Source organism: Pseudomonas canadensis, from assembly GCF_030980095.1.
GTDB classification, from domain to species: domain Bacteria; phylum Pseudomonadota; class Gammaproteobacteria; order Pseudomonadales; family Pseudomonadaceae; genus Aquipseudomonas; species Aquipseudomonas canadensis.
Genome location: NZ_CP133298.1, coordinates 4306264 through 4332980 on the forward strand (window position 1 = coordinate 4306264; position 26717 = coordinate 4332980).

The 26717-nt window shown below is 60.5% G+C and carries 10 protein-coding genes and 1 tRNA gene; 4 read left to right on the forward strand and 7 right to left on the reverse strand.

Translation table 11 applies throughout. From position 1 onward, the window contains the following. Nucleotides 1-210: 210 nt before the first annotated feature. The 4 genes from RB216_RS19970 to RB216_RS19985 all read right to left on the reverse strand — a co-directional run bounded on the left by RB216_RS19970 (nucleotide 211) and on the right by RB216_RS19985 (nucleotide 18141). The gene (locus tag RB216_RS19970; RefSeq protein WP_308907788.1) at nucleotides 211-15147 is read right to left on the reverse strand and encodes a two-partner secretion domain-containing protein; all 14937 of its coding nucleotides are present in this window, start codon (nucleotides 15145-15147) and stop codon (nucleotides 211-213) included. A 33-nt stretch (nucleotides 15148-15180) separates the two neighbouring features. Beyond that, nucleotides 15181-16902: a ShlB/FhaC/HecB family hemolysin secretion/activation protein gene (locus tag RB216_RS19975; protein ID WP_308907789.1), complete on the reverse strand. Its 1722-nt coding sequence runs from the start codon at nucleotides 16900-16902 to the stop codon at nucleotides 15181-15183. A gap of 206 nt (nucleotides 16903-17108) precedes the next feature. Then, nucleotides 17109-17184, reverse strand: a tRNA-Asn gene (locus tag RB216_RS19980). A 60-nt stretch (nucleotides 17185-17244) separates the two neighbouring features. Further along, nucleotides 17245-18141 carry a LysR family transcriptional regulator gene (locus tag RB216_RS19985; RefSeq protein ID WP_308907790.1) on the reverse strand — a complete coding sequence of 299 codons (897 nt, stop codon included), beginning with the start codon at nucleotides 18139-18141 and terminating at the stop codon, nucleotides 17245-17247. 102 nt (nucleotides 18142-18243) lie between these two features. Between RB216_RS19985 and lldD the strand changes: the two genes are divergently transcribed. After that, nucleotides 18244-19374 (forward strand): FMN-dependent L-lactate dehydrogenase LldD, encoded by a 1131-nt coding sequence (gene lldD / locus RB216_RS19990; protein ID WP_010208917.1) that lies wholly within the window; start codon nucleotides 18244-18246, stop codon nucleotides 19372-19374. On the opposite strand, the gene RB216_RS19995 is transcribed toward lldD, so the two are convergent. From RB216_RS19995 to RB216_RS20005, 3 genes are read right to left on the reverse strand one after another with little or no spacing between them, the layout of a single operon-like run. Then, the gene (locus RB216_RS19995; RefSeq protein ID WP_028617227.1) at nucleotides 19371-20603 is read right to left on the reverse strand and encodes a CaiB/BaiF CoA transferase family protein; all 1233 of its coding nucleotides are present in this window, start codon (nucleotides 20601-20603) and stop codon (nucleotides 19371-19373) included. The genes lldD and RB216_RS19995 overlap by 4 nt on opposite strands. 26 nt (nucleotides 20604-20629) lie before the next feature. Beyond that, nucleotides 20630-22159: a 3-hydroxyacyl-CoA dehydrogenase gene (locus tag RB216_RS20000; protein WP_308907791.1), complete on the reverse strand. Its 1530-nt coding sequence runs from the start codon at nucleotides 22157-22159 to the stop codon at nucleotides 20630-20632. 2 nt (nucleotides 22160-22161) lie between these two features. Continuing rightward, nucleotides 22162-22947, reverse strand: a complete 786-nt coding sequence (locus RB216_RS20005; RefSeq protein ID WP_305382041.1) for an enoyl-CoA hydratase — start codon at nucleotides 22945-22947, stop codon at nucleotides 22162-22164. A gap of 262 nt (nucleotides 22948-23209) precedes the next feature. Between RB216_RS20005 and RB216_RS20010 the strand changes: the two genes are divergently transcribed. The 3 genes from RB216_RS20010 (at nucleotide 23210) to RB216_RS20020 (ending at nucleotide 26608) form a co-directional block, all read left to right on the forward strand. After that, nucleotides 23210-24055: an IclR family transcriptional regulator gene (locus tag RB216_RS20010; protein WP_122555173.1), complete on the forward strand. Its 846-nt coding sequence runs from the start codon at nucleotides 23210-23212 to the stop codon at nucleotides 24053-24055. Nucleotides 24056-24124: 69 nt separating this feature from the next. Further along, on the forward strand, nucleotides 24125-25279 hold the full coding sequence (locus tag RB216_RS20015) for an acyl-CoA dehydrogenase family protein (RefSeq protein WP_028617230.1): 1155 nt from the start codon (nucleotides 24125-24127) through the stop codon (nucleotides 25277-25279). 54 nt (nucleotides 25280-25333) lie between these two features. Continuing rightward, nucleotides 25334-26608: an MFS transporter gene (locus RB216_RS20020; RefSeq protein WP_028617231.1), complete on the forward strand. Its 1275-nt coding sequence runs from the start codon at nucleotides 25334-25336 to the stop codon at nucleotides 26606-26608. Nucleotides 26609-26717 lie beyond the last annotated feature (109 nt).

Consider the following 26717-nt stretch of genomic DNA (forward strand, 5'->3'; position numbering starts at 1 on the left):
TAACGGCCATCCATTCAGAGCTACTACGCGTAACGTTGTCACTATTCGGTACAGGCATTGATGGCTTCGCAAATGCATCACCGCGCTCAACATATTCACGGATGCCGTTCAACTCGTATTCATCTGAGACGTGTGGTCCCTTGGCTATGCGCACCAGCACACTTTTGTAGGAGGGCCATTTTGGGTTTACGCCCGAGCGCTCGCACTGAATTACTTCTTGGTCCATGGTTCCACCTTAAATTCTGCTACACCTGTTTTACCGGGGGCGGGAACACCGACTTTGACTGTTACACCTTGAACCTTGGCTTTTCCTGAATCCAACGCCGCTTGCAAAGCATCACGCAAGGCAGGATCAGAGTCGGCAATTGATTTATTACCCAGCCACCCCTCCAACCGCGTCCTCGGGTCCCCATGCGGCGTACCGGCCTTACTCACGCCATTCACCGAAGACTTCGCATCCATCACTACCACGGTAATCGTATCGCCATTGATCGCCACCGCGCAGCCATCACAGCCGTGGTTGCTACCGTTCTGCAATGGCTTGAAATTGAGGCCGGTTTTTCCATTGAGGGTTTGAAGGGCCAGTTGCTCGCCCAACACCCCATCATTTACAAGCGAACCGGTCTTCCAATTGGGAAGGTGCGACAGCGGGATACTTTCAAATGTCTGCCCAAACAGGTCTTCAACCGGGCTGAGCTTCGGTGGGCTGATTGCATCAGGGATAACCTGCACTGGTCCTTTTGCACCCTTCAACTCCACCTTAACAACCTTAGCAGCGACCTTTTCGACGAGCAATGCCCCTCCTTTTAGGGCTCCTCCCACTCCCGTCGCAAGCGCCGCCACTTCGCTTATCAGCTTCCCGGTTTCACGCCCTGCGTTAAACGATCCACTCGCCCCGGCTCTCTCATACTCCGCTTCTAGATTGTCAATGCGTTGGATATAGGACTGCTTCATGGCGTCCGAGACGTTACCCAGCACATCCCCGCTTTGAACCACGGATTTCAATGCCCGAAACGTCTCCATCGGGCTGCTGGCAGCTTCCAAGATGCCCTTGACCGTATCAAGTAGCCCTTCCGGCACCCCAACCACTGCCCCACCCGCAAAGCTGGCGTCCTGCCCAGCATCGATCAATTCCCACTTCGTATTGATCCTGAGCCGATCCAACGAGTCACTGCTTTCTGCCAGCTCTTTCTCTCTCTGAGCCTTTTGATGATCGCCCAGGTAGTTATACTCCGTAGCATTTTTAGCTACCCAGCCACCCTTCTCGATCGACTTCGCATCAGCATCCTTCTGCGAAGCCGCTGCCAGCACTCCCACAATCTGTGAGCTCATGGACAACAAGGTCTTATCGCCTTTAACCAAAGAGTCCAGATGAACGACTAGAGCTTCGTTGATCCCGGCTGCCAAAGCCCCCGTTCTGAAGTCCCCACCTGTGGCCTTCGAGAGCAAGCCACCCACCATTGCATGAACCACAATTTTAGGAGGGTAGCCTTCCGTCAGTACCCCATGGGTGTAGTCGCCAATGGCATTAAAACTTGCTGCAGCCAATGTATTGAACAATGCGCCTTTGAGTGCATCACCAAAATCACCACCTTGTCCGAGCGCTTTGCTCAGCAGAGTCGACGTACCGTTCTGCAAGGCTTGGTTCGCCGCAAACTGTCCAACGCCGGTCCAGGTGTTGAGGGCTGGCGAACTGATAACCGCCCCTGTGTTTAGATTGGTCTGCGTGCCTGTCCAACCATCGAAAAGCCCTTTCGTCAGGCCTGCCGTCACGCCCGATATCACGTAGCCCTTCATCGCATCCGATGAGGTGACGTCCTTGAATACTGCCCCCAGATTGCCACGATTATTGACAACGCTGACGCTTGCATTAGTCGCAGCACTTGAAGCAACAGCCCCCACCGCCGCCCCCGTGACACCACCACCCGCCGCAGCCGCAGCCATGGGCCCAACGACCGCAGCCATCACGATCGCGATAATGATCTGCGATGCAGGACCAAGCCCGGAGTTGCTGTATTTGAAGCTCTCGTGAATTTCCTTAACTTGATGCCAATCTACATCGCCACGCCTTTCTGCGTCCTTTATCCATGCCAATTGCGGGTCAGCTTTGACCATTGCATCAATGGACTGACTAACGGTTTGCTGATTGACCTGCGTTACATCAATTTTCAAACCATCCACCGCTTTGATCGCAATGGCGCCTGCGGCAGCCATTTGCGTTTGACGCACGGTTTCGTCGGTATTGCCTTTGCCTTTGGATGACACCCAAAAAGCATTGTTATTGGACTTCTCGTGGCTTTCCTGATGAAGATCTTTAACACCCTCAAACGTCACGCTACCGCCACTGGCAATGGTCAGATCATTGCCACTTTCCAACTTGGCTGCCTGGTACTTCTGATCACCCTGGCTCTGAATCGTAAGGTCGCCACCGGTTTTTATTTCACTGCCGATGTTGGTGACTTTAGTCACCTCGTCACGCTGGGTTTTCTTGGTGCCCCAACTCCCCTTCTTCTTCATGTCATACAGCGAATAATCGCTGTCTTCTGCCGACAGCAGCGCCAATTTACCGCCAGCAACCAGATATGCTTCGTCCCCCGCAGTGATCCGACTGGCAATCATCGCCAGATCCTTACCCGCACCCAGCGATACATCCCCACCCGCACTCAGCGCGGTCGAAACCTGACTGACATGATCTTCCTGACGTTTCTCCTTTTTGCTTTTGCGGGAGGAATGTTCCTCATCTGCAGCCGAAGCCAGAATCAAATCACCACCGGCACTCATGTTGATGTCGCGCTTGGCATCGATCTGACTGGCGATCGCTGCGATGTCTCGTCCCGCCTTGACATTCACATCGCGCCCGGCATCCACATCGGAGCCGTGTTGTGTGGCGCTGCTGGTTTGCAAGCGCTTGCCCATATCCATCGCATTGCGTTCTTCGGCGGCGACCAAGCTGGCATCGCGCCCAGCGACAATGGTCATGTCGCGACCGCTTTGCAGACCACCACCGACACTGGCAAAGTCTCGCCCGGCGCTGATGCCCAGATCATTCGCCGCCTCAACCCGCGCAGCGCTATCCACATAATCGCGATGCTGCGAATACCCTGCCCCTTTGTCATCCCAACCGGTCACGCTGCGCTCGTTGATTACATCGCCATTGATGGCGGTCAGCGTCACATCGCGCCCTTTGATGATGCCCCCCGCTTTGTTGACGATGTTGTTGCCCGCCAACAGGTCAAGGCGGTTGCCTGCTTCGATCAGCCCGCTGTTGGTCACATCATTGGCGGCCTTGGCCGACAGGTTGTTGGTGGCGCGCAGGGTGCCGGCGTTGACCAGGTTTTCACCGGCGATCAGGTTCAGGTCGTTACCGGCGATCAAGGCTCCGGTGGGGGCAAGACGGTTATTGGCCTGGGCCAGGTACAGCACCGGCACCAGGACTTTTTCACCGTTCACTTCGTGCTCTTCCAGCCACACGATGTCATGCGTCAGGGCCGCGACCTGTTGCGAGGTGAGGCTGACGCCCATCGACAGGTTCAGTTGCTGCTTGCTGCTGATGGCGTTGTCCATCAGGTACTTGAACAGTTTTTCGTCGGTGGTCTGGCCGTCGATAAAGCGTTGGCCGGTGCGCGCTTGCACGGCCTGCTGAACCAGACGTTGTTCGTACAGGCCATCGCCCAGGCGCTTCCAGCTTGTGTCTGGGTTGTAGCCCAGGCCTTGCAGCAGGTAGTCCGAGCTCATGAATTGCTTGAGGTCGGTGAGTACCGGGTTGGTCTCGATCAGGTATTTGTGCGGCTGCGAGACGGCACGGCTGTCCGGCAGGCCCTGGACGCGGCTGATGGTTTGGCCGGCCAATGCCGTGGGCTGGCTGACGACGGGTGGTTGTACGTGACCGCCAGCGAGTACGTCCTGAGCAGCCGGGGTAAGGCCCGGCAGTTGGGTCTGCGGCGCAGCGATCGCCGCAACGTCGGTACTGCGCGTGATGGTCGACAAGCCCGGCACACTCAGATCAGGGAGAGCCCCGCCTGGTGACGTATGCACAACCCTATCGCCAGGGGTGACGGCAGGCAGGCCGATGCCCGGCCGCGAACCATCGACCGCAGGCTGGGAAACATCAGCGGGATTGCGCGCGTCAATGCCGTCAACGCGGGTGATGTCGGCACCGTTGGTGCGCCCCGGTAGCCGGGTTTGCACATCGGCGCTACCTACACCGCCGGTATCGATGGCACTGGCGACCGCATTAAGCAAACCCGTTTCACGGGCAGCCACGGCGACCTGACGCGTGCTGGTGGCGACTTGCGCCGCCTCGCCGACTTGAATCACGCGGCCATGGGTGGATGGCAGCGCTTGCTGGCGCTGGCTCGGATCAAGGCTGGCGCTGCCCAGCGTCCAATTCTGATTAACAGTGCCCGTCTGCCCGGTGGTGCCGCTTTGACCACTTAAACGAAACAACCCGTTCTGCCCGCTGGGCAAACCGAAGCCCGGCAGGGTCAGGGGGTTGACCTGCTGTTGGGCAAGGTCAGGTGGCAACTGTGCATTGAGCACCACCACCTGGGTTTTATTGGCGCCTACGCCGGTGTCCAGCGTACGCCCACCCACCCCCAGCGCAGTCTTGATCACGTTGATGTTGTTGATGCTTTTACTGGCGGTGAGCGCAGCGTTGCCACCGGCCTGAATAATCGCCGGGGCCACCACTTGGGTGCCGCCTTGTACGGCGATGGGCTGGTTGATACCGGGAAACAGCGACGGACTGAACCGCGCCATCAAGGCCGCAAACGCCGCCTCATCCACTGGCGAGCCCTGCGGGTGCGCGCGGTTATAGGCCTGCACCGCGGCGACCATCTGGTTGTACTGGCCTTTGGAGATTTTGGTAATGCCGCTGTATTCCTGGCTCTGGGAACCGGAACCACCGGTGGCTGCCTGGTTAAGGATGTTTTCGCCAGTAATCGATAGGTCATTGGCGGCCGACACCACGCTGTAGCGGTTGGTGAAGTTCTGCCCGGTAACCACCATGTTGCGCCCGGCGCTGAGGGTGGCCGAAGGCGAGTCGATTTCAAGCACACTCGACACGGTACGGCTCAAGGTCACCGCAGGGCGCCGGTCACTCCAACCGCCGCTGCAATGCTGGGTGCACCGAATGCCCACGCCCACGGACGTCAGCTGCTGGTTGAGCTTGAATTTCTCACGCTCGTTGACCACGTCATTGGCCGCGATTCTGAGGTCGCCCATGCTCTCGATGCTGGCGGAAACGTTACGCAGGCTCTGCGCCTGGGTTCCACCGGCTACACCCGCTACCGTGAGGTTGCCCAGGCTGTAGATGTCCGAATAGTTGTTGGTCAGGCTGCCCAGGTTGAAGGTCGAGTCCTGGCCGCTGAACAGGAATGCGCGTGCGCCGACACCGCTTGCTGCATGATCGTTGAGCAGGCTCTGTGCCGTCAGTACCAGGTTCTGTGAAGCCCCCAACGTGCCGGTGTTCACAATGCTGCCAGCGTTGATGCGCAAGTCGCCGCTGGAGGTCAAACGCCCACGGTTGAGCAGTTGGCCCCCGGTGGTCAGTTGGGAAGCGCCACCGCCTGCCACGCTGGCGGTTTCATTCACGGTGATCTGCGCGGCGCTCAGGCCCAGGTTACCCAGGCTGCTATAGCGCCCGTTACCGCCGTAGCTGCCGGCCAGCGTCAGATTGGCCGTGCCGTCACTGGCGATCAGGCCGTCGTTGTTCCAGTTGCCGCCGTTGCCCGTCAGGCTGTCGGAGGCGAGTAACTGGCCGCTGGCGGTCTGGTTCAGGGTATTGACGTTGACCGTCAAGCGCCCGGCCTGGATCACGCTGCTGTTGGTCCAGCTATCTGCGGCCAGGGTCAGGCCGCCACGCGTCACCAGGTTGCCGCCGGCATTGATCAGGTTGGCGGTGGCGATATCAAAAGTGCCAGTGCCGCCGTGCAACAGGCTCCCGCCTTGGTTCAGGAAGCCGCCGGCATTCAGGGTCAGGTCAGCGTTGGAGGTTTCCAGTCGACCATTACGGTTATCGAATGCACCGCCGAGCTGGAAGTTGGTTTTGCCGCTGCGGCCCAGCGCGCGCAGTTGCCCGCCTTGGTTGTCGACGCTGCCGCCCGTCACGCTCAGGGTATTGTCGCTTTCAATCACGCCGCTGCGGTTGATCAGCGCGCCACTGGCGCTCAGCTCAACAGCACGACCTGCAATCTGCCCGGCGCTGTTGTCCAGTTGCACACCACTGACTCGCATCGAGCCGGTGGCATACACCCCGCCATTGGCATTGGCGAAGTAGTTGGCGTTGACCACTGCATCGCCGGTCTGCGCAGCGATGAAGCCGCTCTGGTTGTCGAGGCGGTTGGCATTCAGGTCAAGGCGATGGGCCTGGAGCGTGCCGCCTTGGTTATTGAGGTCGCCGCTGATGTTCAGGCCCAGGCCGGTCTGGCCCTGCACCTTGCCTTTGGCGTTGTTCAATCCCACCGCGGTCAACTGCACATCGGCGTCCTGGCTGTAGATCAGACCGTCGCTGTTGTTCTGCACGATACCGGTGCTGGTGATCGCTACGCGGTCTTTACCAGCGAGGGTGCCGCTGCCACTGTTGTTCAGGCCACCGCTGAACAGCGTCAACAGACTTTGGCTGATGATTTTGCCCTTGGCGTCGTTGTTGACCTGCATCGCCCGTTGCAGCAGCAATGGGCCGGAACTGGCAATGCTGCCGCCGCTGTTGTTGAGGGTGCCGAGCAGGTTGAGGGTCAGGCGGCCGTTGGTGGCCAATGTACCGCCGTTGTTGTTCAGGTCGGTGCCGGTGACGGTCATCGCTTGTTGGGCGTTGATCGTGCTTTGGTTGGTCAGCGTTGCCGCCTGCAGATCCAGCGTGGTGCCACTTTCTATCAAACCGCCATCGACGTTGGTCAACGCACCGGCCACGTTGAGCGTTTGCCCGTCGCCACTGGACAGTACGCCTTTGCCACCGTTATCCAGGCTGGCGGCACTGACGCCCAAACGGCCTTGGCTAACCAGCGCGCCTTCGTTGTTGTTCTGCAACGCGCCGCTCAGGCGCACATCAATTGCACCGCTACGGCTGGAGAGCGTGCCGTTGTCACGGTTGTCTAGGTTGTCACCCCTGACGTTCAGACCTTGCCAGCCGGACAGCAGGCCTCTTGCGGAGTTGTTCATCGTGGACGCGTTGACGGTCAGCACTTGGCTGCTGATCAGCTTGCCGGCGCTGTTGTCCAGGTTGCGCGCCGTCAGGGCGAAGCTTTGCTGGCTGGAGATTTCGCCGCCCTGGTTATTCAGGTCACGCAGGTTTTTCAGGGTCAGCGGGCCGTTAGTCAGCAGCAGGCCGTTGCGGTTGTCCAAGTCGCTGTTGTTGAGGTCCAGGGTCATCCCCTGCTCGCCCACGACGCGACCGCCCGCCAGCGCCAAAGCGTTGAGGTTTGCGGTCAACACGCCTTTGGCCGAGACTTCGCCGCCGTTGCCCGTGTGGAGGCTGGCAGCGTTGAGGTTCAGGGATTGCTTGGCACTGATCAAGCCTTGGTCCTGGTTGTTCAGCAGGCCATCGCTGGTCAGTTGCAAGTCGCTGCGGCTATTGAGCGTGCCGCCACGGTTGTCGACGGAGCCTGCGTGAGCGTCGAGGCTGGCGGCGCCGATCAGGCCTTTCAAGTTCGCCAGGGCTTGATTGACGCGCAGGGTCAGGGCCTGGTTACTCAGCAGCTTGCCGTTGCTGTTATCCAGACTTTGCGCGGCCAAGGTGAAGGCTTGGGCGCTGGAGATTTCACCGTCCTGATTATTGACACTGTTGAGGTTGTTGAGCGCCAGCGGGCCAATAGCGTTGATCAATCCGCCTCTGTTGTTCAGTTGGCCGTTGTTCAGGTCCAGACTCAAACCCGCGTTGCTGAACAGCTTGCCGCCCTGCTGATCCAAACCCGTGACGCTGGCGGTCAGTGCCTTGGCGCTGCCGATGCTGCCGCCATTGTTCAACTGTGCGGTGGTCAGGGCCAGGGTGTCGCCGCTGTTGAGACGGCCGGTTTGGTTGTTCAGCTCGCCCGTGGTGATGGCGACAGGGCCTTTGCCGCTGATGACGCCTTGCCTGTTGCCAAGATTGGCGCTTTGCAGTGTCAGGCCGCCGTCGGTGAGCAATTTACCTTCGCTGTTGTTAAGGCTGTCGGTGACCGCGACGGTCAAACCATTGGCGCTGGACAGGCTGCCCTTGCTGTTGTTCAGGCTGCGGGCTTTGACGGCCAACGCATCTTCGCTGCCAAGTACGCCCTGGCTGTTATCGAAGTCGCCTGCGAGGTCCAGCTTCAGCGACTCTTGGCTGAGCAGCTTGCCGCCGTTGTTATCCAGCGATGTGCCGGTCAGGATCAAGCGTTGGCCGTTGAGTTCGCCGAGGGTGCGGTTGATGAGTTGATCAACGGCGAGGTTCAACGTCCCGCCTGCGAACACCATGCCCTTGTCGCTGTTGTTGAGTTGTTGGCCGATGACGCTGACGTCGGCGTTGCTGGTCAGTTCACCGGTGCGGTTGTCGACAGTCGCCACGTCGAGTTTCAGCGCTTTTGTGGCGCCTACCAGACCGTTGCGGTTATCGAGATTTGCGCCGCTCAGGTTGAGGGCGTCGGTGCTGATCAGTTTGCCGTTCTGGTTGTCGAGTTTGCTGGCGTTGATCGTCGCAAGCGCCTTGCCCGCGATCTCGCCATTGCGGTTGTCCAGCGCTGCGCTGGTCAGCAACAAGGCACCGTCGGCGATCACGCTGCCGCGTTGGTTATCGAACCATCCGCTGGCGCTGAGGGTGACATCGCCACGCCCACTGAGCAGGCCTTCGGTGTTGTCCAGGCGAGTGCTGCGGGCATCGAGGCTGGCGGCGTTGATATGGCCTTTGAGGTTGGCCAGCAGTTGGTCGACGCGCAGGGTCAGTGCCTGGTTGCTGATCAGTTTGCCGTTGCTGTTATCCAGGTTTTTTGCGACCAGGGTGAAGGCGTTTTGGCTAGAGATTTCGCCGTGCTGGTTGTTGATAGTGGCGAGGTTGTCGAGTGTCAGCAGGGGTGCGTTGATCACCCCTGCGTTGACCAGTTCACCGTTGTGCAGGTCAAGGTTGAGTTGCGTGGTGCTGACCAGTTCGGCGCCGCCCCATTGCGTCAGGCCGGTGAGGCTGGCATTCATGGCGCCGACGCTGCCGATATGCCCGCTATTGTTGAGCTGGGTGGCGCTGAGGTCGAGCTTGTCGGCGCTGATCACGCGGCCGTCGATGCCGTTGGTGAACAGTCCGGTGTTGACCGTGGCCAGACCTTGGCTTTTGAGCAGGCCGTTAGTGTTCTCCAGGCTGGTACTGGTCACTGTGAGGTTTTGGCCGCTTTCGACGGTGCCACCTTGGTTGATTAGCGCCGCTGCGCTCGCAAGGGTCAGCGGTCCTGCGCTGGAAATCTTGCCGCGGGTGTTGTCGATGCGCTGGCCTGCCAACTCCATCGAGCCTTCGCTGGTGAGCTTGCCACCTGTGTTGTCCAGGCCTGCCTTCAGTTGAAGTGCCAAAGCACGCTGAGCGCCAACAGTGCCATCGGTGTTATCTACAGCAGTGCCGGTAAGCCGGGCGTCCTGGGCAAAGATCAAACCTTTGGCCTGATTGATCACCTCGGCCATCGCCAATTCCAGCCCAGTACCGGCCAACAACTTGCCGCCGCTGTTATTCAGACGCGTGCCGCTGAACTCGATGTTCTGCTGGCTGGAGATTTCCCCGCTGCGGTTGTCGGTGCTGCCGACCTTGAGTTTCAGCACTTTTGTCGCGGCGAGCAGGCCGCCGTTTTGGTTATCCAAGGTGTCAGCGTTGAGGCTCAGATTGCCCTGGGCGACCCACTGACCGCCCTGCTGATTGAGCACACCAACCGTGGCGTCCAGATCATCCTGGCTGGCGATGCGCCCCTTGGCGTTTTCGACGGTATCGAGGGTCAGGCGTACCGGGCCCATCGCGCTGGTCAGGCCGTTCTGGTTGTTCAAAGACTGGCCGGCAAGTGCCAGCGCCTGCTTGCTGTTAAGCACGCCTTCGCGGTTGTCGAGTTGGCCGACGCGCAGGTTTAGGCCCTGATTGGCGCGCACCGCGCCGCCACGGTTGTCCAAGCTATTGCTGCGTAGCGTCAGCAGGTTCTGTCCGGACAGGCGACCGGCGCGGTTATCCACACTCCCCGCCTGGATGTCCATCACGCCTTTGGCGAGCAAAGCGCCTTTGGCTTGGTTATCAAGCAGGCCGTCGACCTTCACCGTCAGGCTGCCATCGGTCGCCAGGCTGCCGGACTGGCTGTTATCCAGGCTGGCCGCGGTCACGTTCAAACGCTGGCCGGCGCCCAAGGTGCCGCCTTGGTTGGACAGCGCGCCGGTGGTGGTCAGGTCGAGGCTGATGTCGCCCATCACATGACCGTCGTTGCGGTTGTTCAGGGTCATCGCGTTGACCACTGTGGCGCCGCTGCTGGAAACTTCGCCGTCGTCGTTAAGCAGGTCGGCGCCCAACGTTAACGCGAGGTCTTTGGAACTGCTGAATACGCCGCTGGTGTTATCCAGCCGTTCTGCTTGAGCAGTCAGGCCTGCCGCAGCAATGACGCCCTTGAGGTTGATCAGCGCTTGGTCGACTTTGAGGGTCAGCGCCTGATCGCTGAGCACATGGCCGTCGCTGTTATCCAGACTTTGCGCGGCCAGGACGAAGCTACGCTCGCTGGAAATCTCGCCGTGCTGGTTGGCGACGGAGGCGAGGTTTTTCAACAGCAATTGCCCCGGCGCGTGGATCAGGCCACCGGCGTTATTGAGCGCGCCGAGGTTCATGTCCAGGCTTAAATCGCTGGTGCTGTAGAGCTGGCCACCGTTGCGCTGATCCAGGCCGGTGAGGCTGGCGGTCAGTGCCTTGTTACTGGCGATATGGCCGTCAAAACGGTTATCCACCTGCCCTGCCGTCAGCTCCAGGAGATCGGCACTGGTGAGGCGCCCGCCGCTCTGGTTATTCAATGCACCGGTCGTGATGCGCACAGCGCCGTCGCCGATTATTTTGCCGCCGCTGTTGTCGATACTGGCGCTGCTCACGGCCAACGCCATCGCGCTAAGCAGTTCGCCGTTGCGGTTGCTCAGAACGCCGTTGGCGGTCAGATTCAACGCCGCGCCGCTGCTGAGGCGGCCGCCATCGTTGTTCAGTGTGGCTGTTTGCAGGGTCAGACGCTTGTCACTGCGCACGGAGCCTTGCTGGTTGTTCAGTTGGTCGAGTTCCAGACTCAGTGCGCCGTTCGCCAGAAGGCGACCTTTGAGGCTGTTGTCGAACTGCCTGCCGTTAAACGACAGGTCGGAGAGGCTGGACACTTCGCCGCCTTGGTTGTTCAGGCGATCAACTTTCATCACCAGCGACTGGCGTGCATTGAGCAAGCCACCCTCGCGGTTATCCAGTTGCGTGCCGCTTACCTGCATCGGCCCGGCTGCCGTTACGCTGCCGCCACGGTTATCGAATTGACCCATCGCCAGGTCCGCCTGCTGACCGCTGACAAAACGGCCGCCACGGTTGATCGCGATACCACGGGTGGTGACGTCAAGTAACCGGTCCCCTTGCAACAGCCCTTGGCTGTTATCCAGGCTCATACTGCTCAAGGTGGTGGTAGCACCGATGATTTCACCGTGGCGATTGTCCAGGGCCGTGTCGACGGACAGCGTCAGATCATCGCGGACTTTGAGCTTGCCTTCGGCGTTAACCAGGCTGTTTGCGTGCAGGTCCAACCCCGTGGCGGCGACCAAGCCTTTGGTGTTGTCCAGCGCGTTGGCAACGCGCACCACAAGCCCTTGCTCGCTGAGCAACTTGCCGCCCCGGTTGTCGAGGCTGCCGGCGGTAAACACCAGGGCCTGGGCACTGGAAATTTCCCCGCCCTGGTTATCGACACTGCTTAAATTGCTCAGTAGCAATGCACCCGGCGCATGAATCAAACCGCCTTGGTTATTCAGGTGACCGTGGTTCAGGTCCAGGTCGACACCCGCCTGGCTGTGGATATTGCCTTTGGCGCTGTTGTCCAGGCTTGCCGTGCTCACCCGCAATGGGCCGGTTGCGCTGAACAGTCCGGCCTGGTTCAGCAAGTGCGCGCTGATCAACGCGGTAAGGCGACCGTCGCTGGTCAGCTTCCCGCCACTGTTGTCCAAGCGCGTCGCGGTGATGTCCATCGCCTGCCCGGCGAACAGCGTGCCCTGGCGATTGTCGATCAGGCCCACGCTGTTGAGCGAGAGCATCGCGTCGCCTTGCAGCAGGCCCTCGCGGTTATCCAGCGACGTACTGCTGACCGATGCCGTGCGCGCCAACAGCTTGCCACTGCGGTTATCCAATGCTCCGTCGATCTGCGCGATCAAGCCATCGCCGGCGCTGAGCGTGCCACCTTGGTTAGCCAGGCCGGCGGCGCGCACATCCAGGGTTTTAGCCGAGATCAAGCCTTGCGTGTTATCGAGTGCGTGGGCGATGCGCACGGTCAAACCCTGCTCGCTGAGGAGCTTGGCGTGGTGGTTATTCAGGGTGTCCGCGGCCAGGGTGAACGCCTGGGTGCTGGAAATTTCGCCGCCCTGGTTATCGACGCTGGCGAGGTTGCTCAGCAGTAATTGGCCAGGGGCGCTGATCGTGCCACCCTGGTTATTCAAATGACCGTTATTAAGATTGAGGCGCACATCCCCCTGGCCGAAGAATCGACCATCGTTGTGCTGATCCAGACCACTGACGCCAGCATTCAGCATTTGGCCCGCGCTGATGCGGCCGCCCTCACTGTTATCCACTTGGCCGGCGTTCAAGTTGAATGCGCCGTCACCGCGCAAGGTGCCACGCTGGTTATTCAGCGGGCCACTCGATTGCACAGTGAGGTTATGGGCGACAAGCGTGCCTTGTTGGTTATCAAGGCGACCCAGGTTGAGGCGTGCATCACCTTTGGCGGCAAACAGACCGGTCTGGTTGAGCAATTGCCCGGTGATCGCCGCGACCAACGCGCCGTCGCTGGTGAGCGTGCCTGCGCTGTTGTCCAGGCGGGATGCATTGAGAGTAGCGGTTGCACCTGCCGCCAATGTCCCGCGCTGGTTGGACACCACACCGCTGTTGAGCACCAGGGCGCGATCACCTTGCAGGCGGCCGCGGTCGTTGTTCAGTTCACCCGTGGTGGACGCGAGGTCGGTGGCCAGAAGCTCGCCGCTGCGATTGTCCAGCAGGCCTGCGGTATTCGCCGTCAGACGATTACGTGCGCTGAGCTTGCCGCCCTGGTTGTTCAGGTTGGCGGCGTTGATGTCGAGGTTTGACGCCGAAACCAGGCCCAACGCATTGTTCATCGCGCCGGCGATACGCAGGGTCAGATCTTGGTCGCTGAGCACTTTACCCGCGCCGTTATCGAGGCGGTTGGCGGCCAAGAGGAATGACCGCGCGCTGGAGATTTCCCCTTGGCGGTTATCGACCGTATTGAGGTTATCAAGGGTCAACTGACCGCTGGCGTTGATCTGGCCGTTGCGGTTATCCCAATGCCCTTGGTTGAGGTTCAGCGTCAGTGAGTCTTGGCTGGTAAGCGAGCCTTTTTGGCTGTTGTCGAGGGCGCCACTATTGATCTGTACTGTCTGACGCGCAGCAATTCGGCCGCCCTGGTTATTGATCAAACCTGATGCGTTGAGGCTCAACGACTGCCCGGCCGACACCAGGCCTGCCACGTTATCCAACGCTACCAATTGCAGCGTGACCTGCGCCTGGCTCGACAGCTCGCCGCTGCGGTTGATCAATTGCCCGATACCCGCCGTCAGGTTGCCGGTGCTGGTGACCAATCCGCGTTGGCTGTTAAGCAGTTGATCCGCGTTGATTCTGAGGTTGCCTGCGCTGAGAATGCGGCCTTGGTTTTGGTTATCGAGTTGGGTGGCGGTCAGTTGGGCTGCCCGTTGGGCACTCAGGGTGCCGCCCTGATTGGCCAGCTCGCCCGTGTTGATGGTCAAGTCACGGCTGGCGATCACCGTCTTGCCAGTGTTGTCGATGCTGTGAGCTTTTAAGCGCACATCGCCTTGGGCATTGCGGGTGCTATCTGCATTGACGCCCGCTTCGATAATCCCGTTATTGGTCAACCGCCCAGCGGCATCCAGCGTGATGCTGTCCTTGGCTGCCAGGGTTTGCTGATTGGTCAGTGCGCCTTGGGTACTCACCGACAAGTCGGTCCCGGCATACACTGCGCCTTTGGCCTCTACGCTGGCCGCTTTGACCACCACTGCCGTACCGGCTGAGGTTTGGCCCATGACCACGTTACCCGCAGCGTCAATCTGGATATCACCACCGGCAACCATATCCCCGGACAGCTTTACGCCGACGCCTGCTTCGGTCCCAACCAGCTTCACCGCCCCCACGTACATGCCGCCCAACGCCGACGAGTCAATCGCCAGGTCCGGCGCCTTGCTGCCGTCCGCTGCACGCGCCGTGGCGTTCAACGTGCGCGCATCCACATCGTTGCGCCCCGCCACGATGGTGAGTTTCTTCGCCTGGATTTGTGCATTGATGGTGGTGGCGCGGGTGATGATTTCGAACTGGTCGACGTTGCTGGCGTTGAGGCCGGTGCCTTCAATGGACACGTTGCCCTTGTCCACCTGATAGCGGCTGATCTGGCCGTTTTCGATGACCGCCTTGCCCGTGGTGAGTGTGGCTTGTGGAGTGTTGATAAAGCCGCAGCCGTTGCAGCTGATGCCGTAAGGGTTGGCCACGATCACATGGGCCGACCGCCCCGCCACTTCAGTGTAGCCACGCAGTTGGCTGGGGCTGCCGCCATTCACCTCATTGAGAATGACGCTGGCGGCGCTGCCATGGAAATTTGGGTTGCCGACGATAATTCCGCCGAGCTGGGTGGCCTGGGTGCGGTCGGTGGCATTGTTGAGGATGACCCCGTTGGCACCGACGTTGTAGTCGTGGAATTGGTTATGCGACAGCCCATTCGCGTTCGGCGCGGCAATATTCACGATCGGTACGCCGTTGCCCGCTTGTCCGAGCGTGGTACCCGGCCCGCTCACTGCAATCCCGTCCGCCTGAGCCAGCAGCGGCTGCCAGAACATGGCGTTGGCCAGTACCAATGCCAACCCGCGCTTGGGCAAGCCCAGGAAGGTGGACCGGTTTTTTACGGCTGCAGAAGGCTGGCGCGCAAGGTAGGCGAACTGGCGAACATCCATGTCATGTCTCGATGCCCAAAGGGCGGTAAAAATTTAAAGGAAGAAATCCATGCGGAAATAGATCGGCGCTTCACGTTCCGTGATCGGGCCCGGTCGTTCCAAAGAGTGTGCAAAGGTCACCGTGGCCGCGACGTTCTTGCCGCGTGCAAACAGTTCCAGGGAATTGCTGCTCATGCGCCCATGCTGCTCGGCGTTGTAGCGACCATGGCGGATCACGCCCTGGTCGTAGCCGAGGCTGGTGCCGTATTCGGCCAGCACGGGTTGCAGCCAGGCCCAGGTCACCGGGCGGCTCCAGCGCAGGTCGTTGCGCCAATAGCCGCCGCTGTCGCCGGAGAGCATCTGATCCTTATAACCACGAATCGATGACTGCCCGCCCAGGCTTATGCGCTGGGGGCTGAACAGCACGTCCTCACTGCGCTGGCCGGTCATCAGGCTGCTGAAGCTCAACGACTCGCCCCACAGCTTGAACGGGTACAGGTAGCTCACGGTTGCGGTGTATTTGCGGTAGCGCGCATCAGCCTGACCCGGCCGTGGGTTGTGATTGGCCTGGGCGTCGAAGGCGCCAATGCCGTCCTGCATGCCCAGGTCGATGTTAAGGAATGACTCGCCAATGCGCCGACCGTGGTTGATGCCGAACTGCGCTTCGCTGAGACGGTTGCTGCTCAGGACCAGCTTGCTGTCTTCAATGAAATTATTGGTACGCAGGTAAGCCACGCCAGTGCTGAGGGAGGTTTTGCTCAGCGCGTCACGGTGAATGACTCGCTCCAGGCGCAACTGGTGGCTCTGGCTGTCGCCCGACTGCTTGAAGTTGAAGTTGTTGGCCTGGGCCAGGGAGCGGTATTCGGACTCGCTGTAGCTGTAATTGAGGTTCCACCAGCCAAACGGCAGGTTGTAATTGAGCATCGAGTTACGCGAGGTTTTCTGGTGGTCGCTGACGGCATCATGACCGCCACGCAGGGAAAGCTGGTCGGCAAGGCCAAGCGGGTTATCCCAATCGAGACTGGCGCCCCATTGCTGCTCACCAGTGCTGCGCTGACCGCCGTTATGGCGTGACAGCCCAACGCGCCAGGGCTTTTGCGGGGTGTTTTTAACCAGTACATCGCTGCCGCCCACTTCTTTACCCGGCGCCAACTCCATCTGAGCCTGATTCGACGGCAGGCGGTTCAACTGATCGACCATCTGCTCAATTTCGCGCAGGTTAAGCAATTCACCCGGTTTACCTGGAAAGCTCATCCCGAGTTGGCGGTCGGTGATGCCGCTGCCCTGCGCGCCCTTCAACTCTTCCAGCCGGCCTTCGACTACTTGGATCTTGAGCACGCCACTGGAGAGGTCCTGTTGGAGCAAGTAGGCACGACTGGTAACCAGCCCTTTGGCCAGGTAGCGGTCAGTGATGACCTTGAGCACCTCATTGAGTTGCGGCACGCCCAGGCACTGGCCAATGTAGGGCTGGATCAGCGCTTGGCGTTCGCGTTCAGAGAGCGCGTCGGCACCGGAAACTTCGAGAGTCTTGATGGGAAAGCAGCGGGTGTCGACGGGCGCTGTTGGCTTGGCAGGCGCGGCTGCTTTGCCCGGCAAGTCCTTGAGTTCTTCGAGACGACGCTGCTGCTCTTCGAGCAAACGGTCCTGACGGTCACGAATCAGATCGGTGATGCCCGGCGTGTTCTGCGGGGTGGCGGCTTGAGCCAATCCGGCTGCGCTCAGGCAAAAAAAAGCGGACAGCAGGCCGAGCCCGGTCCGGCGTAACAAACGCCACATCAATAGATCCCTCTATATGGCACAGAGCCATCAATGAGCGGCGATCATAGGGTGGCGATATAGTGGCGTCAATTAAATGTATGGATTTGTTTCAACATCGATACAGAGACGGCTGAATGCTGGCCGCGCTGTAGGTTTGATCACCCTGGAGAAATCCAAGGCAAAAAAAAGCCTGCATCTCTGCAGGCTTTTTTTATGTCGCTATCTGGCTCCACGACCTGGACTCGAACCAGGGACCCAGTGATTAACAGTCACTTGCTCTACCAACTGAGCTATCGCGGAATGCGCCGTATGTTACTGATTAAAAAGGATAAGTCAAGCACTCCCTTTCATTCGGTGTGATTAAACCGGATGACCGGTTGAATCGGCGTGTTCCCTTGCCAACTCCAGCCAGGCCAAAGCCGCCGGTGGCAGATGGGCGCTCGAGCGCCAGGCCAGGGCGATGTGCCAGTCGGTGTGGGGTTCATCCAACGGGACCAGGGCGATGCCAGCGTGTTGATGTTTGTGCGCCAGCATGCGTGGCACGAAGGCCACACCCAGTCCGGCGGCGACCAGGTCGATGATGAAGTCGATCTGCCCGCTGCGTGCGGTCACCTTGGGGGTGACGCCTTTGCGCTCGCAGGCAGCGAGGATCTTGGCGTTGAGGGCAAAGCCGGCTTCGAAGAGGATGAACGGTGAATCGGCCAGGTCAGTGAAGTCGATGCGCTTGCGCTGGGCCAAAGGGTGGCTGATGGGCAGCACGGCCATCAGCGGCTCATTGCGCACAGGTTGGCAGTCGAAGTCTTCATCCACCGGCAGCAGCAGCGCCGCCAGGTCGACCTCCCCCGCTTCCAGGCATTCGCGCAACTTTTTGCTGCCGTACTCGGTGAGTTCGATGTCGATGTCCGGGTAGCGGTTGCGGTAGGTCGCAAACATCGTCGCAAACAGCACACCGCAGCCCACCGGCGGCAGGCCGATACGCAGCACGCCACGCTTTAAACCGCGCAGGTCGTTGATCTCGGCCACCAAGTCGTTGCGCTCGGCAAGCAGCACCAAGGCGCGTCGGTAGGCGATTTCGCCGGCAGCGGTGAGTTCGTTACGGTGGCCCAGGCGGTTGAGCAACGGTGTGCCCAGTTCATCTTCCAACGTCTTGACCGCCTTGCTCACGGTGGATTGGGTCAGGCACACCACCTCGGCGGCCTGGGAAAAACCACCCTGGCGCACCACTTCGACAAAGGCACGCAATGTTCTCAGGTTCATCAGTATTCCTTCGGCGACTGACCACCAGCGATAAAAGTTGTTTTTATCATGCCAGAGAATTGCCTATCCTGACTTCACCTTGCCTTGTGGAGCCCTCCAATAATGATCATCTCGTCCGCCTCCGACTACCGCGCAGCCGCCAAGCGCAAGTTGCCGCGCTTCCTGTTCGACTACATCGACGGCGGCGCCTACGCCGAACACACGCTGCGTGCGAACAGTTCGGACCTGGCCGAGATCAGCCTGCGCCAACGCATCCTGCGCAATGTGGACAACCTGAGCCTGAAGACCACGCTGTTCGGCCAGGAGCTGGACATGCCGGTGATACTCAGCCCGGTGGGCCTCACCGGCATGTACGCGCGACGTGGCGAAGTGCAGGCGGCCAAGGCGGCGGCAAACAAGGGCATTCCGTTCTGCCTGTCGACGGTGTCGGTGTGCCCGATTGAAGAGGTGGCATCGCAGAGCGCGCAGGCGATCTGGTTCCAGCTGTATGTGCTCAAGGACCGTGGTTTCATGCGCAATGCGCTGGAGCGCGCGCAAGCCGCGGGCGTCACTACATTGGTGTTTACCGTGGATATGCCCACGCCCGGCGCGCGCTATCGCGATGCCCACTCGGGCATGTCCGGACCGTTCGCAGCACAGCGGCGCATGCTGCAAGCCGTCACCAAGCCGCAATGGGCCTTCGATGTAGGACTGATGGGCCGTCCCCATGACCTGGGCAACATCTCCAAATACCTGGGCAAACCCACACACCTGGAAGACTACATCGGCTGGCTGGCGAACAATTTCGACGCCTCCATCAGTTGGAAAGACCTGGAATGGATCCGCGAATTCTGGAAAGGCCCGATGATCATCAAAGGTATTCTCGACCCTCAGGACGCCAAGGACGCGGTGAGTTTCGGTGCCGATGGCATCGTGGTCTCCAACCATGGCGGTCGCCAGTTGGATGGCGTGCTGTCCACTGCCAAGGCCCTGCCTCCGATTGCCGATGCGGTGGGCGACGATCTCACGGTTTTGGTGGACTCCGGCATCCGCTCCGGGCTGGACGTGGTGCGCATGCTGGCCTTGGGTGCCAAGGCCTGCCTGCTGGGGCGTGCCACCGCCTACGCGCTGGCGGCCGACGGCCAGCACGGTGTGGAAAACCTGCTGGACATCTTCGCCAAGGAAATGCGCGTGGCCATGACCCTCACCGGCGTCACCTCCATCGCGCAGATCGACCGCTCTACCTTGGTCTAACCCTGCTGCTCGACGATCCCTCGCGCCTTGAGTTGGGCCAGTTGCTCCGCCGACAAGCCCAACCGTTCACCGAGGATATCGTCGGTGTGCTGCCCCAGCCTCGGCGCCGGACGCACATATTCCACGGGCGTGCCGGACATTTTGATCGGGCTGCCGACCATGGCAAAGTCCGGGTTCTGCGGGTGTGGGATGTTCACCATCAGGTTACGCGCGATCACCTGGGGTTCTTCCAGGGATTGCGCAATCGAGTTGATCGCCCCCACCGGCACCTTCGACGCATGGATGCACGCCACCCACTCATCGGCGCTGCGCCCCAGGAAGTGCGCCGAGAGCAACGCGACGATGTCTTCGCGATGGGCCACGCGGTCGGCATTGCGACAAAAGCGCGGGTCCTGCGGCAAGTGCGGCAGGCCGATGCTCTGGCACAGGGCGATGAACTGGCTGTCATTACCGCAGGCGATGATGAAGTCACGGTCGGCGGCGCGGAACACCTGGTAAGGCACGATGTTGGCGTGGGCATTGCCATAACGCTGCGGCACCTTGCCCGACGCGAGGTAGTTCATGCTCTGGTTGGCCAATGTGGCGACTTGTACGTCCAACAACGCCATATCGATGTATTGACCAACGCCGGTGCGCTCACGGCTGAGCAATGCAGCCTGGATCGCCACGGTGGAATACAGGCCGGTCATCAAGTCGGAAAACGCCACGCCAACTTTTTGCGGGCCGCCGCCCGGCAAATCATCACGCTCGCCAGTAATGCTCATCAAGCCACCTATGCCCTGGATGATGAAGTCGTAACCCGGCTCTTCGGCACGCGGCCCGGTCTGGCCGAAACCGGTGATGGAGCAATACACCAGGCGTGGATTGATCTCGGCCAGGGTCGCGTAATCCAGGCCATAACGGGCCAGGGAGCCGGCCTTATAGTTCTCGATCAGTACATCCGAGCTGGCCGCCAAAGCGCGTACCAACTCCTGACCTTCGGGAGTGGCCATGTCGATGGCCACGGATAACTTGCCGCGATTGGTCGACTGATAATAAGAAGCTTCGCCGGAAGATTCGCCGGTGTCGGTCTTCATCCAGGGCGGCCCCCAGGCACGGGTGTCGTCGCCGCTTTTCGGGCGTTCGATCTTGACCACTTCCGCGCCAAGGTCGGCCAACACTTGCCCACACCAGGGGCCGGCCAACACACGGCTTAAATCCAGTACCCGCAAACCTGTCAATGCACCCATCGTTCTTATCCTGTGAGGTTGGGAAATCAGCCGGCTGTCGGCTCTTCATGGCGCAGGGAAACACCCAGCATCGCCCGCCGCCGTAACCAGGGGCTGGGGCGGTAACGTGGGTCGTGGGTGAGTTCGCTCATGCGCTGCAAAATCGTCAGGATCCGCCGAGGCCCAAGGGCATCGCCCCAAGCCAGCGGCCCCTTGAGATAACCGAGGCCCAGTTGCACGGCCTGGTCGATATCCTCGACGCTGGCGATGCGCTGCTGGGCAATGTCACAGGCCAGGTTGACCACCATCGCCAAGGTGCGCTGGGCCACGAAGCCAACGCTGTCGCCAATCACCGTGACGCCCACACCGTCTGCTGCGAGCAAAGCGTGAGCCGCATCGCGCATGGCGGGCGAAGTCAGTGGGTTCTGCATCAAGGTGCGATGACGCGACAGGTCCGTCAGCAGGTCAATGCTCAGGGTGCGCGCGGGGTCGGTGTCGAAGCGCACGCAGGCGCTGGTGGCGTCGCGGCCATACGGGGCCAGCAGGCACAACGCTTCAGGCGAAGGTTGCGCGGCGTGTTCCAGATGGGCGCCCAGTTTGATCACCAGGGCGCTCAAGCGCTCGTAGTCTTCACTGTTTTCCGTGGCGATCCAAACCGGCGGTTGCGGGTTTACAGTCGGTACGGGTTGAGGCTGAGGGCCATTGATGAGCTGGCCGTTTTCATACTGATAGAACCCATGCCCGGTCTTGCGTCCAAGGCGTCCAGCCACCAACATCTGCCGGGTCAGGGGCGACGGTTTGTAGCGGGGTTCCTGATAAAACTGGTTGTAGATCGACTCCATCACCGGGTGGGACACATCCAGGCCGGTGAGGTCCAGCAACTCCAGCGGCCCCATCCGGAACCCGGCGCCGTCGCGCAGGATGCGATCGATATCACCGCGCTCGGCGATGCCCTCATCAAGCATCTTCAACGCTTCAGTACCATAAGCACGACCGGCGTGGTTGACGATGAAACCCGGCGTGTCCTTGGCGCGCACGCCGCGATGGCCGATGCGTGCAGCCAGGGCCAACAGCGCGTCGCCAACCTTTGGCGCGGTGGCCAGGCCGTCGATCACCTCCACCACACGCATCAGCGGCACCGGGTTGAAGAAGTGCAGCCCGGCCACGCGCTCAGGGTGCTGGCAACCGGTGGCGATGGCCGTGACAGACAGCGAAGAGGTGTTGGTGGCGAGGATGCAGGTCGGGCTGACGATGCCTTCCAGCTGTTGCAGCAGGCCGCGCTTGGCGTCGAGGTTTTCCACGATGGCTTCGACGACCAGGTCGCAATCGCTCAGGTCATCAATCGCCTCGGCAACCCGCAGGTTGGCCAGCGCCGCCTCCATCGCGGCCTGGCTGATCTTGCCCTTGCCCACCAACTTGGCAAAGGTGCCGCTGAGATTATCCCGCGCCGATTGCGCAGCGCCTTCACGGGCATCGAACAGATGCACCACCACACCGGCCTGGGCCGCGATTTGTGCGATACCGGCGCCCATGACGCCAGTGCCCACCAATCCCATCGTATTCAGGGTGTCGGTCATGCTTATTCCCCCCGGTAGTGCGGTGTGCGTTTCTCGAAGAACGCGGCGGCGCCCTCCTTCTGGTCCTTGGAATCGAACAGCAATTGGAAGGCCTTGCGCTCCAGTACCAAGGCGCTTTCCAGCGGCAGGTCGGCGCCGGCCAGCATCACTTCCTTGATCTGCTCCACCGCCAACGGCGGCAATGCGGCAATCTGCGCGGCCAGTTCCAGGGCGCGGGGCAGTGTCTGGTCGTCGCTGACCATTTCGCTGAGCATGCCCATCGCCAGGGCTTCTTTCGCGCTGACCATGCAGCCCGTGAGCGCAATGCGCATGGCCTGGAATTTACCCACCGCGCGGATAAGGCGTTGAGTGCCGCCCGCACCGGGCATCAAGCCGAGCTTCACTTCCGGCTGGGCAAATCGCGCCGACTCGCCCGCCACGATCAGGTCGCAATGCATCGCCAGCTCGCAGCCACCGCCCAGGGCAAAACCGTTGACAGCGGCAATCACCGGCTTGGGGCAACGACTGATGGCTTCCCACAGGTATTCAGTGTGGCGGCGGTACATATCGATCGCGCCCGCACTGGCGAACTCCTTGATATCCGCGCCGGCCACGAAGAACTGCTCGCCACCGGTCAGCACGATGGCGCGTACATCCTGGCGTCGGGACAGTGTGCGGAAGTGCTCGGCGAGAGCTTCACGCACCTGGGCATTGAGGGCGTTTTTCACTTCAGGGCGGTGGATACGCACCACGGCCACGCCATTGTCATGGATGTCGAGGGTCACCACGGGTGAGTTGGCGCTGGTCACATTCACTCCTGCTGCATTGTTCTTGTTAGTTGGATTGGCGCATGTTTCGCTGTGCGAAATAACATTCCGTATTTGATGATTAGCATAAGTACCGACCCCGCTGGTGTAAACGGAAAAACGCGGACAACGCTCAAACCATCGACTAACTCGCTGTTTTAGAGGGTTTTATCTCATCTGAAAATCAAGGCGCAAAAGATTGCTTAGTTTCGCTGTGCGGAATACTATTTTGTTTTGTTGATTTTATAAAAAAATGAGGATTACCATGCGCCGTCGAAACCCCGAGCCGGACAGCACAGAAGTTTCCGCTTTCGAGCATGTGTTGATCGACCCGATGAACAACGATGAGGAGGAAGACAAGGATCGCCAATTCGTCACCGCCCTGGCCCGTGGCCTGGAACTGTTGCGCTGTTTTACGCCGAGCGAAAGCGTGCTGGGCAACCAGGAACTGGCGCGCAAGACCGGCCTGCCGAAACCGACGATCACCCGCATGACCCACACCCTGACCCGCTTGGGTTACCTCAAGCACCTGCCGCAGTCAGGCCGGTATCAGTTGGATGTAGGCGTGATGGCCTTCGGTTACGCGATGTTGTCGAACCTGTCGATCCGCGCCGTGGCTCATCCGTTGATGGAGACCATGGCCAAGTACGCCCAGGCGGCCGTTGCGATGGCCACTCGGGACCGCCTCGACGCGGTGTACCTGGACGTGGTCCAAGGCGAAGCGAACATGACCATGCGCCGCCAGGTCGGCACACGGTTGCCGTTGCATTTGAGTTCAGCAGGCCGCGCCTGCCTGGCAGCAATGCCGGAAAACGAGCGGGAGTTCATTCTCGACCATATCCGCCAGCGCCATCTGGAGGACTGGCCGAGCATCCGCAAGGGGCTGGAACGCGCCTTCCGGGACTACACCGATTTCGGCTATTGCATGTCGATCGGTGAGTGGCACCGCGATGTCAACGCCATCGCCGTGCCGCTGCGACACGCACAACACGGCTTGCTGGCGTTCAACTGTGGCGGACCGAGTTTCCACCTCTCCCGGGAGAAACTCGAAGACGACATCGGCCCACGCCTCAAGCACATGGTGAACAACATCGAGGCCGCCACCCGCTAGCTGGACCGGTGCATGGCCTCGGCAGATTGACGATAACAGGCCCGCCGAACGGGCCGCTGAGGAATGCACATGATCCGAGACGCACAAACGCTTCATATCCTGGTGGACGCCATTGCGCAGTTCGTCGACGAAGCGCTGATCCCACGGGAAAACGAAGTCGCCGAGACAGATGAAATCCCGGCGGACATCGTCAGCCAGTTCCAGGACATGGGCCTGTTCGGCCTGACCATCCCCGAAGCCTACGGCGGCCTCGGGCTGACCATGGAAGAAGAGGTGACCATCGCCTTTGAACTGGGGCGCACCTCACCGGCCTTCCGTTCCTACTTCGGCACCAACAATGGCATCGGCTCCATCGGCATCCTGCTGGATGGCACCGACGCACAGAAAGAGCACTACCTGCCGCTGTTGGCCAGCGGCGAGCTGCTCAGCTCGTTCTGCCTCACCGAGCCAGACTCGGGCTCCGACGCCGCCTCACTGAAAACCACCGCCGTGCGCGATGGCGACCACTATGTGATCAACGGCACCAAGCGCTTTATCACCAACGCGCCCCACGCCGGGATTTTCACCGTGATGGCGCGCACCGACCCGGCGATCCGTGGTTCGGCCGGTATCAGTGCGTTCATCGTCGAACGTGACACACCCGGCCTGTCCCTGGGCAAACGCGACCACAAGATGGGCCAGCAAGGCGCCCACACCAGCGACGTGATTTTCGACAACGTACGCGTGCCAGCCAGCCAGTTGATCGGTGGCGTGGAAGGCGTGGGCTTCAAGACCGCGATGAAGGTCCTCGACAAAGGCCGCCTGCACATCGCCGCCGTCAGCGTGGGCGCTGCCGAGCGCATGTTGAACGACGCGCTGAACTACGCGATCGAGCGCAAGCAATTCGGCCAGCCGATTGCCGAGTTCCAGCTGATCCAGGCCATGCTTGCCGACAGCAAGGCCGAGATCTACGCCGCGCGTTGCATGGTGCTCGACGCCGCCCGCAAGCGCGACGAAGGCCAGGACATCGGCACCGAGGCGTCGTGTTCGAAGATGTTCGCCACCGAGATGTGCGGCCGCGTCGCTGACCGTTGCGTGCAGATCCATGGCGGTGCCGGCTATATCAGCGAGTACGCCATCGAACGTTTTTACCGGGATGTGCGCCTGTTCCGCCTGTATGAAGGCACCACGCAAATCCAGCAACTGGTGATTGCCCGCAACATGATTCGCGCGGCGCAACGCTAGGCCTCACCGCACCACCATACCCAATGCCCTAACAACTACAAGCAAGGTATCGCTATGGAAGTCGCCGCATCGGCGGGCGCGTTGTCGCCTGCAAAAAGCAAACTGTGGATCGTCGTTTTCATCTTCTGCTTCCTCGGCCTGTTGATCGATGGCGCGGACCTGATGTTGCTGTCCTACAGCCTCAGCAGCCTCAAGGCCGAGTTCGGCCTGACCAGCGTCGAAGCCGGCAGCCTGGGCAGCTTCACCCTGGCCGGCATGGCCATCGGGGGTATCTACGGGGGCTGGGCCTGTGACCGTTTCGGGCGGGTAAAAACCGTGGTGTGGAGCATCGTGCTGTTTTCCGTGGGCACGGCGATCCTGGGCATGACCCACAGCTATTGGCAGTTTGCGGCCACCCGGTTTTTCGCCTCCCTCGGCCTGGGCGCGCTGTACGTGGCGTGCAACACGTTGATGGCCGAATACGTGCCGACCCGCTACCGCACCACCGTGCTCGGCACCCTGCAGGCGGGTTGGTCGGTGGGCTACATCGTTGCCACCCTACTGGCCGGTTGGATTCTCCCGGAGCACGGCTGGCGCTGGCTGTTCTACGTGGCCATCATCCCGGTGATCCTCGCCGTACTGATGCAACGCTTGGTGCCGGAGCCTCAGGCCTGGTTGACCGCGCGCGCCGAACGGGCGAAAGACAAAGCCAACGGCAGCCAGGACGTCCTGAAGAAAAAGCCCGATGGCATGTTCAAGCTGATCTTCAGCGACCCCAAGGCCAGCCGTATGTTCCTGCTCTGGGCCCTGACCGCAGGCTTCTTGCAATTCGGTTACTACGGCGTGAACAACTGGATGCCGTCGTACCTGGAAAGCGAGCTGGGGATGAACTTCAAGTCGATGACCAGCTACATGGTCGGCACTTATGCGGCGATGATCTTCGGCAAGATCCTCGCGGGCCTGGCGGCGGACCGTCTCGGTCGACGCGTGGTATTCGCGTTCGGCGCTCTGGGCACGGCGATCTTCCTGCCGGTGATCGTGCTGTTCCAAAGCCCCGAGAATATCCTGTGGATGCTGGTGGTGTTCGGCTTCCTGTACGGCATTCCCTATGGCGTGAACGCGACCTACATGACCGAAAGCTTTGAGGCCAAGTTTCGTGGTTCGGCGGTGGGTGGTGCGTACAACATCGGCCGTATCGGCGCAGCGGTGGCGCCGGCAGCCATCGGCTTCCTGGCGTCCCATGGCTCCATCGGCATGGGTTTTTTGGTGATGGGCGGCGCGTACTTTATCTGCGGTGTCATACCGGCGTTGTTTATTCGCGATAAACAGTTCGATCCGCAGAAACAGTAAGGCCACCGCTTAGTTGCCAATTAACTGGCGTCATCATCCAGCGACTGCTTTTAGCGATAAAAGCAGTCGATTGATTTATATGACTTTTTATTAGTTCTAAGCGATTTGG

Bases quoted from the DNA above. Each gene is read 5' to 3' on its own strand.
- RB216_RS19970 (WP_308907788.1), bottom strand. From the start codon at position 15,147: ATGGATGTTCGCCAGTTCGCCTACCTTGCGCGCCAGCCTTCTGCAGCC.
- RB216_RS19975 (WP_308907789.1), bottom strand. From the start codon at position 16,902: ATGTGGCGTTTGTTACGCCGGACCGGGCTCGGCCTGCTGTCCGCTTTT.
- RB216_RS19985 (WP_308907790.1), bottom strand. From the start codon at position 18,141: ATGAACCTGAGAACATTGCGTGCCTTTGTCGAAGTGGTGCGCCAGGGT.
- lldD (WP_010208917.1), top strand. From the start codon at position 18,244: ATGATCATCTCGTCCGCCTCCGACTACCGCGCAGCCGCCAAGCGCAAG.
- RB216_RS19995 (WP_028617227.1), bottom strand. From the start codon at position 20,603: ATGGGTGCATTGACAGGTTTGCGGGTACTGGATTTAAGCCGTGTGTTG.
- RB216_RS20000 (WP_308907791.1), bottom strand. From the start codon at position 22,159: ATGACCGACACCCTGAATACGATGGGATTGGTGGGCACTGGCGTCATG.
- RB216_RS20010 (WP_122555173.1), top strand. From the start codon at position 23,210: ATGCGCCGTCGAAACCCCGAGCCGGACAGCACAGAAGTTTCCGCTTTC.
- RB216_RS20015 (WP_028617230.1), top strand. From the start codon at position 24,125: ATGATCCGAGACGCACAAACGCTTCATATCCTGGTGGACGCCATTGCG.
- RB216_RS20020 (WP_028617231.1), top strand. From the start codon at position 25,334: ATGGAAGTCGCCGCATCGGCGGGCGCGTTGTCGCCTGCAAAAAGCAAA.